Source organism: Synechococcus sp. R3-13 (assembly GCF_047462195.1).
GTDB lineage: Bacteria > Cyanobacteriota > Cyanobacteriia > Thermostichales > Thermostichaceae > Thermostichus.
This window is the reverse complement of the sequence record NZ_JANSIO010000098.1, coordinates 1-9,026: the sequence shown is the minus strand read 5'-3', so window position 1 is coordinate 9,026 and position 9,026 is coordinate 1. Positions and strand designations below refer to the sequence as shown.

The following is a 9,026-nucleotide window of genomic DNA, read 5'->3' as shown; positions in this document are numbered from 1 at the left end:
CCGAAGATCTCACCCAAGATATTTTTTTGAACTTGGCCCGTTCTGCCTTCGATCCCAGACGGGGATCCCTGCGCACCTACCTGAGCATCTTGGCTCGCTCTCGCTGTTTGGATCGGCTGCGCTCTTGGCGGAATCGACAGCGCTCCCTGGAACAGGGCAGAGTGGAATTGCAGGGTAGTCCTGCTGCGGATCCCACCTTGGAGCAGTTGGCCCAAGCGGAACGGGTGGCCGAGGTGCAAACGGCCTTGGCCGAGTTGTCCGAAAGTCAACGGCAAGTCTTGAAGATGGCCTATTACGAAGGCATGAGCCAAACGGAAATTGCCAAGCAACTGGATCTGCCTTTGGGAACGGTCAAAGCCAGAGCTCGGCGGGCTCTGCTGCGGCTGCGCGAGTTGTTGGGAGGCCCCTCATGAAAGCCGAATCTGTGTCTCCCGAAGAACTGCAACTGTGGCTGGCGGGCTACGTGCTGGGGGATCTCTCCCCGGAAGAGGCCGAGCGGCTGGAAGCCTTGCTCAAGCTGCGCCCGGAGCTGCACCGAGAACTGCAGGCTTTGCAACAGGCATTGGAGACAGCCTACGGTATAGAGGAAAAGCAACCCCCCCCCGCCCTGCGGGCTTCTCTGTTGCAGGCGCAGGCAGCCCAACCGATGCACACCCCCACCTGGGTTGCCAAGGGATCCCGTCTCTGGCAGCGGGGCTTGGGGGCGGTGGCCGCAGGCTTGATCGTCGCTTTGGGGCTGGGGAACCTCTACCTGTGGCGCAGGCTGCAGCTAGCCCAGACTCAAGGGATCCCTGGCGAGGTGTTGACCTATGAATTGCAGCCGACTGCGGAGAACCTGGCCGGCTCGGTCAAGCTTGAGGTGGATCCCCAGCGCCTGCAAGGGCGATTGGTGGCCCAAGGGTTGCCGCCTTTGCCGGAAGGCCGGGTCTATGCCCTGTGGGTGGTGCTGGAACCGGAGGCGCCCTTTACCACCGATAGGGCGGGGGCCGTTCTCGTGGCAGCTTTTCCGGTGGATGAAACAGGAAATCGCCAACAGGAGCTGCGCCTACCGCCGGTGTTTGAATCTACAGAATGGGTGCGGGCTGTGGCCATTACCGAAGAGGATGGCAATCGTCCCCAAGAGCACCAGGGATCCCCTTTGTGGATTTCCGGCTAGGGATGGATTGGCGTGGCCCGATGGCACAAGTAGGCGATTGTGATGCAGATGGATGTCAACCCAGTCTTGTGACCAAGGCAGAAGGCCTTAAGATAAAAGTCGCCACCCCAGCGAAGAACTTGGAGGCCACCCCATGGGCGAAGCGAAGCGCCGTAAAACCCGCATCAGCCAAGATCCCGACCAAGAGCTGGTGTTTCCCAACCTCAAAGACATTCCCCTCACCAAAGGGCAAGCTCGCGCCATCTACAATTGGACAACCCGTGGCGCTTGGGCAGGCATCATTCTCCTGGCCATCATTTGGGTGGTGATCCGATTTGTAGGGCCTGCCTTCGGCTGGTGGCATCTGGTCGGCTAGCCGGCCGGATCCCCTTTAGCATCCTTTGGAGTTTCCGTCTATGCGCTCTTATCTGGCAGCCGCCATTCAAATGACCAGCATTCCCGATCTGGCCAGCAACTTGCAGCAGGCGGAAGAGTGGATCGACTTTGCAGTGCGCCAGGGATGCGAGCTGGTGACGCTACCAGAAAACTTTGCCTTCATGGGGCCGGAAGCCGAGAAAGCCCGCCTTGCTCCTGAGATTGCGGAGCGGGCGGAGGAGTTTTTGGCCAAGATGGCCCAGCGCTACCAGGTATTTATTTTGGGAGGAGGGTATCCTGTGCCGGACGGGCAGGGCAAAGTTTACAATACCGCTGCCCTCTACAGCCCTGACGGCAAAGAGCTGGCCCGCTATCGCAAAATCCACCTGTTCGATGTCAATCTGCCCGACGGCAATACCTACCGCGAGTCGAACACGGTGGTCAGCGGAGATGAGGTGGTCACCTGCGAGCAAGAGCAACTGGGGAACCTCGGTTTGTCGGTCTGCTACGACGTACGCTTTCCAGAGCTGTACCGATCCCTGGTGGATCGCGGAGCCCAGATTTTGCTCATCCCTGCCGCCTTCACGGCCTACACGGGTCGGGATCACTGGCAGGTTTTGCTGCAATGCCGGGCCATTGAGAACACCTGTTACGTGATAGCCCCCGCCCAGGTGGGCACCCACTACGAGCGGCGACAGTGTCACGGCCATGCCATGATCGTGGACCCCTGGGGGACTATCTTGGCGGATGCGGGTGGCGAAAAACCGGGGGTGGCCATTGCTGAAATTAACCCAGAGCGTTTCCAATTGGTCAGGCGGCAGATGCCTTCCCTACAACACCGTCGGCTGGCCTGCACCGTCACCCGCTAGGGATCCGCCGTGCCTTGGCCCCCCCTGATTCTCTACAGCAAACCCGGCTGCCACCTCTGCGAGAGCTTGGTGGAGAAGTTGCGGCAGATCCCCGAAATCCGTGATCTGGAAGTCCGCGACATCACCTCCAACCCGAGTTGGTGGGAGCAATACCAACTGGAAGTTCCCGTGCTCACCCTGGCAGGGGATCCCGAGCGACCTTTGCCACGTCCTTCCCCTCGGCTGACGGTGAGCCAGTTGCGGGCTTGGCTTGAGAAACAGCTCCGTTGAATTTCTCCTGCTGCTGCCGGAGCTTTCTCTGCCATGCCTATGGAGAGAGCAGCGATTCGCTGCGGGCGGTGTAGCCGGCTTGACGCAGGGCTTCAACGGCGGCTTGGGCATTGTTAACCCAAAATTGGGATCCCATTCTCACCCAAAGGGTATGGGGATGGGCGGTGATGGCAGCCACGACAGGAATGCGATTTTCTTCTTTAATTTCCGAGCGTTGGCGAGCGATTAGCGTCTGTAAACGGTATCGATCCTCCAGTGTCCCAGCAGAGTCGAGAGGGATCTCCACCGTTACCCAACTAACAGATTCAATCGGTTGTAAATCTTCCACAATCAGTTGCACCTGTTCATCCCGCTGATCCACTTTGGCCCAAACCAATAGCCGTTGATCCACCTCCAGGCAACCGCGCAAACGTTCATAGGTTTTGGGGAAGATCACTGCTTCACAACTGCCGGTGAGATCTTCCAGTTGCAAAATGGCCATGCGATCCCCTTTCTTGGTTGTGACATTTTTAATGGCAGTCACCAGGGCGAGAACGCCCACAGAGGCATCGGCTGCGCAGCCGCCCAAGTCAGCTAGGTTTACAGGGGCCAGCAGCCGCGCTTGCTCCTGAATGCGCCGCAGCGGATGATCCGAGACATAAAACCCCAGCAGCTCCCGTTCTAGCCTCAACTTTTCCTGAGGTGGAAAATCTTCAGTAGCCGGCCCACGCGGAGCCTCCACAAATCCATTGCCGGCGCTGTTATTGCTCCCCAGTAGATCGAACAAGCTGGCTTGGCCGATGGCTTTGGACTTGGCTCGCTGCGCTGCCCAACTGAGGATGGGATCCAAATCGGCAATTAGTTGTTTACGATTTCCAGAAATACAATCAAAAGCGCCCGCACAAATCAGGGCCTCCAGGGCACGACGGTTAACAATGCGCAGATCCACCCGCTGGCAAAAATCCGCCAGAGAGGTGAAGGGGCCATCAGCTTGACGGGCAGCCAAAATGTTTTGAATGGCCCCCTCCCCTACATTCTTCACTGCCCCCAGACCAAACAAAATGCTGGATCCCTGGGGAGTAAAGTCCATTCCAGAACGGTTGATATCCGGCGGCTGAATTTGGATCCCAATTGACAAGCAATAGGTAATGTAGCGCTGTACCTTGTCCTGATCTCCCCCCACCGAAGAGAGCAGAGCTGCCATATATTCCGTTGGGTAATTGGCCTTGAGGTAAGCTGTTTGAAAAGTAATCAACCCATAGGCAGTAGAATGCGATTTATTGAAGCAATACTCGGCAAAAGCAACCATTTGATCAAACAATTCTGTGGCAACTTCTTGGCTTACACCCCGCTTGGCTGCCCCCTGCACAAATTGCTCGCGGTGTTTCTCCATCTCGGAGACTTTCTTTTTCCCCATCGCTCGCCGCAGCAGATCGGCTTGGCCTAAGGTGTATCCGGCCATGTCTTGGGCAATGCGCATGATCTGTTCCTGGTAGAGGATGGCTCCGTAGGTATCCTGAAGAATGGGCTTGAGGAGTTCGTGGGCATAGGTTACCGGTTTGCGACCGTGCTTGCGATCGATAAAGTCGGGGATCATGCCCGTATCCAATGGGCCTGGCCGGTACAAGGCCAATACTGAAGAAATATCTTCCAGGCTGGAAGGTTTGAGCTCCCGCACCACCTGCTTCATGCCAGAAGATTCCAGTTGGAAGATCCCTTCCAGCTCTCCCTTTTCCAAAAGCTGGTAGGTTTTCTTGTCGTCTAGGGGTAGGTTATCCAGATCTATATTGACGCCATTGTGTTCTCGGATCAGTTCCACTGCCCGCTGAATCATCGTCAGGTTGCGCAGACCCAAAAAGTCCATCTTCAGCAAGCCCAAAGACTCGATATCTTCCATCGAGTACTGGGTGATAATTTGGCCTTCATTGTTGTACTGCAGAGGCACGATCTCATCTAAGGGATCCTTAGCAATCACCACACCAGCAGCGTGAACCCCGAAGGTTTTGTTGGTGCCCTCCAACAAACGTGCCAGCTCGATCCAGCGGTGGGTGGTTGGGTCTTTCTCGTATTTTTCTTTGAACTCTGGAGCGGGAGTATCCTCGCCAATCATCTCTTCCAATTTTGCGGGCTTGCCTCGGGATACCGGGATCAATTTCGCCATTTTGTCGGCTTCTGAGTAGGGAATGTCTAAGACTCGACCGACATCTTTGAGAATGGCTTTAGAGGTCATGCGGTTAAAGGTGATGATCTGGGCGACTCGCTCTTGGCCGTATTTGCGGGTCACATAGTCGATCAGCTCTCCCCGCCGCTCGATGCAAAAATCCGTATCGATATCCGGCATCGATTGACGTTCTGGATTGAGAAATCGCTCAAACAGTAGGCCGTATTTAACCGGGTCAATGTTGGTAATTTGTAGGGCATAGGCCACCAGGGATCCTGCTGCCGAGCCTCGCCCCGGCCCCACCGGGATCCCCTGCTCGCGGGCATAGCGAACGTAGTCCCAGACCACCAGGAAATAGCTGGAGAAGCCCTTTTGTTGGATGATGTTCAGCTCAAAGCGCAGGCGCTCCTGGTAGTTTTGGGGGATCTGATCCGGCTGAGCAACACCGCAGCGCTTCGCCAGCCCCTGCCAGGCCAATTCTGTGAGATAGCTATCGGCAGAATGGCCCGGTGGAACCGGGTAGTCGGGCATGCGCATTTCCCCAAATAGGTCATAGCCCTCGATCTTTTCCAGCACCTTCAGGGTGTTGGCGATGGCCTCGTCAATCACCTCCTGTTCCAAATGGTCACGGCAGAGACGGCGCATCTCTTCTGGGCTTTTCAGGTATTCGGTTCCGGTGTAGCGAAGGCGATTTTTTTCAGTAAGGGATTTGCCTGTTTGAATGCAGAGCAGCGCATCGTGGGCCTCTACATCCCAGCAGGAAATAAAATGGCTATCGTTGGTGAGGATGATCGGGATCCCCAATTCGCGGGCGATGCGCACCAACTGCACATTGACAAAGCGATCTTCTTGATAACCGTGATCCTGAATCTCGATGTAATAATCATCCCCAAACTGCTCTTGGTACCAAGCGGCAACTTCACGGGCAATTTCTGGCCGCCGCTGCAAAATAGCTTGAGGCACTTCTCCTGCCAAGCAGCCGCTGGTGACGATCAGCCCTTCTTTGTATTGCACCAAATACTCTTTGTTGATGCAGGGGCGAGAGAAAATCCCTTTCCCTTGAATGCCATGTAGATGGGAAATGGTGGTTAGCTTCACTAAGTTTTTGTAGCCCTGGGTATTTTTGGCCAGAACCACCTGGTGATACTTGGGGTACTTGCGGCTTTTGTCGCGGATATCGCCGTTGATTACATACATTTCATTGCCGATGATTGGAGTAATCCCTTTGCTTTTACACAGTTTCACCAGCTCTAACGCCCCATACATGACACCGTGATCCGTCAGGGCCAGCCCCGGCAAACCCATAGCGACCACCTGCTCGATCAGACGCGGCAATTGGCTGGCGCCATCCAAGAGGCTGTATTCGCTGTGGAGATGCAAAGGAACAAAAGACATGGCAACGCTATGGATAGTGGGATCCCTTTAACCTTAACTCAGCGTGTCCATTTCTCGACTGCCTGCAGATGCCGCTACAGTAAAGTCAGCTGATGTTTTTTCCCTTTTCTTGAATCTATGGATGCTCCCATTCGCCTCACCCAGTACTCCCACGGCGGTGGCTGCGGCTGTAAAATTGCCCCGGCCCTGCTGCAACAAATTCTCAGGGATGTACCCCTGCTCTCCCCAAATCCGGCTTTGTTGGTGGGAGCTGAAACCAGCGATGATGCGGCTGTCTATCAACTAAACGACCACCAAGCCCTAATTTTGACCACCGACTTCTTCATGCCGATTGTGGATGAGCCGGTGGATTTTGGTCGGATCGCGGCGACCAATGCCCTTTCCGATGTCTACGCGATGGGGGGCACTCCCATTCTGGCTTTGGCAGTTTTGGGCATGCCGGTCAATACCCTGCCGATGCAGGCCATCCAAGGGATCATGGCCGGAGGGATCCAGGTTTGCCAAGAAGCCGGGATCCCTTTGGCAGGGGGGCACTCCATCGATTCGCCGGAGCCCATCTTCGGCTTGGTGGCAGCAGGTTTGGCCCATCCACACCACATTCGCCGCAATGCCACGGCCCAACCTGGGGACGATCTGATCCTGACCAAGCCGCTGGGGATCGGGGTGATGACCACCGCTCTGAAAAAGGGTCAGCTCAGTGCGGCAGGCTACGCGGAAGTTTTGCAGGTGATGACCCAGCTGAATCGCATCGGCTCGCAACTGGCCCAGCGACCGCAAGTTCACGCCATGACGGATGTAACAGGGTTTGGCCTGGTGGGACACTTGCTGGAAGTCTGCCGCGGCTCGGGGGTGGGGGCCAGTTTGGATCTGGCTTCCATTCCGTTTTTGGCAGAAGCGCTCTCGCTGGCAGAGGCGGGGATCTTTCCAGGGGCGGCTCGTCGCAATTGGCAGGGCTATGAGGGGGTACAGGCAGAATCCCTGCCCGAGTGGCAGCAACTGCTGCTGGCAGATCCCCAAACCAGCGGGGGCTTGCTGGTGGCGGTGGATCCCGGCTACACCTCAGACCTCTTGCAAGAGCTGCACAGTGCCGGCTACCCCTACGCCCGTCGCATTGGCCGATGCCAAGCTGGAGACACCAGAATCCATGTTACCGGCAAGATCAGCCTCAGCCCAGCGGCAGCCTGAAGAAGACCCTCTGGCAATACTCACCATGCAAAGTCTCATGCAAAGTCTCGATAGAGGGCTCAGTATGAAGATTGCGTCAAGCAGCTCTGAGAAAGTTAAAGATACCATGTAAGGCAAGGGAAGGTTAGGATATCCTGAGATCTATGAGCGAGCTTCCCCCCAGCCGTAGTCTGGTTCAGCGAGTTGAGGCTGGCCAGCTGATTCGAACCCTCAGCAGTGGGCAATTGCTGATGGTGGATCCCCAGCGGCACAACGCCCTGATCATCTGCAAGACGTTTCATGCTGAGTTTGCCGGGCCGGGTGCTGCTGTTGGGGGGCCATTGGATGTGGAGTCCGGCGGCGTTGTCCCCATTGGGGATGTGGTTTTGCTGCATCCGCAAGACCACCAAGAGCGGCAAAGTGCCTATGCCAAGCGGCTGCACTGGATGCGTTGGCTACAGCAAATCACCGATAATCCTCTGCCGGCGCAACGGGCGCGGATTTTGCTCTTCAGCCTAGAGGAGTTCTTCTCTGCGGATTTGGTTAGCCAATTGCCCGATGACATTTTGGCGCGGCTGGTGGGAGTGCTGCCCCAGACGGTTGCTGCGGTGCGGATGGAGATGACGGCCCTCTACAGCCCCAGCTATTCCCTGGCAGGCTGAGCTTGTCTTGGACTGGGGAAGGGACTCGTCCTGCCAGCATGAATCGGTGACACCTTGCAGCCCTCTCTGCAACTGGAACAAGACACGATCAGCTACACTGAAAGCCAATTTGCGTTGGCATTTGGTTCAACTGGACTCGACTGGAATCTCTGCCTTATGCAGTGGTGGAAACGGCTTCGCCGCAATCGATGGGCCCAAGCAGGAGCCTACATTCTTCTTGTTTTCTACGCCTGCGCCATTTTTGCCGAGTTTGTTGCCCCCTACAGCCCGCTGGAATCGCAGCCGGGGGGATCCCTTCTGCCGCCCACCGCCATTCACTTTTGGGATGAATCGGGCGCTTGGATTGGGCCCCACGTTTATCCAACCCGCCAGGGGCCAGTGGATCTGGAAACGGGAGAACGCCCGCTCTTGGTGGATACCAGCCGTCCAGCCGGGATCCGCTTGTTTGTGGCCGGTACTCCCTACCGTTGGTTGGGGTTGATCCCCTCCAATCGGCATCTGTTCGGCACCGTCCCGCTGCGGCCTGTTGCAGAAGCAGGACAAGTGGGATCCCCAATCGGCGAAGAGCCACCTCTGGCACGGCTGCACCTGCTGGGCACAGATGATCAAGGTCGGGACTATTTCAGTCGCTTGGTCTATGGCGGGCGCGTCAGCCTGTTTATCGGCTTGGTGGGCATTGGCATCTCTTTCCCCATTGGTCTGCTGGTGGGGGCCATATCCGGCTACCTTGGGGGCTGGGTGGATACGCTCCTGATGCGCTTGGCAGAGGTGTTGATGTCGATTCCGACGCTGTATCTGCTGGTGTCGCTGGCAGCGGTGTTGCAGGTGAATCCGCTGACCGGGGTGCCCTTCAGCAATGCCGAGCGCTTTTTGGTGATTGTGGTGATCCTCTCTTTTGTGGGTTGGGCGGGCCTAGCCAGGGTGATTCGTGGGCAGGTGCTGTCCTTGCGAGAGCGGGACTTTGTGCAGGCAGCGCGGGTGGCCGGGGCGGGATCCCTGTACCTGCTGGTGCGGCA

The 9,026-nt window shown here is 56.8% G+C and carries 9 protein-coding genes; 8 read left to right on the top strand and 1 reads right to left on the bottom strand.

Going from position 1 to position 9,026, the window contains the following annotated elements:
• The 5 genes from NW856_RS03345 to NW856_RS03325 form a co-directional block, all read left to right on the top strand.
• Nucleotides 1-413: sigma-70 family RNA polymerase sigma factor (locus tag NW856_RS03345; protein ID WP_414399073.1), on the top strand; the 413-nt coding region annotated here is incomplete at its 5' end.
• Entirely contained in the window at nt 410-1,156 is a 747-nt protein-coding gene (locus tag NW856_RS03340; RefSeq protein WP_414399072.1) for an anti-sigma factor domain-containing protein, read from the top strand. The genes NW856_RS03345 and NW856_RS03340, both read left to right, overlap by 4 nt.
• Before the next feature lie 133 nt (nt 1,157-1,289).
• Entirely contained in the window at nt 1,290-1,511 is a 222-nt protein-coding gene (locus NW856_RS03335; protein ID WP_414329235.1) for a DUF2839 domain-containing protein, read from the top strand.
• 40 nt (nt 1,512-1,551) lie between these two features.
• Nucleotides 1,552-2,379 (top strand): carbon-nitrogen hydrolase family protein, encoded by an 828-nt coding sequence (locus NW856_RS03330; RefSeq protein ID WP_011432809.1) that lies wholly within the window; start codon nt 1,552-1,554, stop codon nt 2,377-2,379.
• Nucleotides 2,380-2,388: 9 nt separating this feature from the next.
• Nucleotides 2,389-2,649: a glutaredoxin family protein gene (locus NW856_RS03325; protein WP_011432810.1), complete on the top strand. Its 261-nt coding sequence runs from the start codon at nt 2,389-2,391 to the stop codon at nt 2,647-2,649.
• A 37-nt stretch (nt 2,650-2,686) separates the two neighbouring features.
• Here NW856_RS03325 and NW856_RS03320 read toward each other — a convergent pair whose 3' ends face one another.
• Nucleotides 2,687-6,184: a DNA polymerase III subunit alpha gene (locus tag NW856_RS03320; protein WP_414399070.1), complete on the bottom strand. Its 3,498-nt coding sequence runs from the start codon at nt 6,182-6,184 to the stop codon at nt 2,687-2,689.
• A 117-nt stretch (nt 6,185-6,301) separates the two neighbouring features.
• Here NW856_RS03320 and selD point away from each other — a divergent pair, with 117 nt between their 5' ends.
• The 3 genes from selD to NW856_RS03305 all read left to right on the top strand — a co-directional run.
• Nucleotides 6,302-7,369: a selenide, water dikinase SelD gene (gene selD / locus NW856_RS03315; RefSeq protein ID WP_414399068.1), complete on the top strand. Its 1,068-nt coding sequence runs from the start codon at nt 6,302-6,304 to the stop codon at nt 7,367-7,369.
• 143 nt (nt 7,370-7,512) lie between these two features.
• Entirely contained in the window at nt 7,513-8,010 is a 498-nt protein-coding gene (locus NW856_RS03310; protein WP_414399067.1) for a hypothetical protein, read from the top strand.
• 156 nt (nt 8,011-8,166) lie between these two features.
• A partial coding sequence (locus NW856_RS03305) for an ABC transporter permease (protein WP_414399066.1) occupies nt 8,167-9,026 on the top strand: 860 nt, incomplete at its 3' end.